Annotated in this window: 1 protein-coding gene; it reads left to right on the top strand. The window is 53.4% G+C overall.

Going from position 1 to position 264, the window contains the following annotated elements; translation table 11 throughout:
- Window positions 1-23 precede the first annotated feature (23 nt).
- On the top strand, window positions 24-264 hold a 241-nt coding region (locus B4920_RS26625), incomplete at its 3' end, for a hypothetical protein (RefSeq protein WP_216820072.1).

Genomic DNA, 264 nt, shown 5'->3' with positions numbered 1-264 from the left:
ATATTATTGCGGGAAGCAGGCATATGAAGTCGATGATGCGGTCAGAACCTTATCCATTGCTCTTGTCACACCGATTCTGGGGATTGCTGTCGATGGTCTTGCTGCTGAGCTTCTTCAGCACGGGCCTGCTAGCGAAAACCTATCCCGTTGAGCAGACTCGCATCGAGCAGTTTTTTCCGGGCGTCGTTATTTCCAAGGCCACCGGTCCCTATCAGGTTCGCACCCTGAGCAAAGAGGGCAGGCCGATAGGCTATGCCTTCCACA

The organism is Zoogloea sp. LCSB751, assembly GCF_002028455.1.
Lineage (GTDB): Bacteria > Pseudomonadota > Gammaproteobacteria > Burkholderiales > Rhodocyclaceae > Zoogloea.
This window is presented reverse-complemented; position numbering and strand designations above follow the sequence as displayed.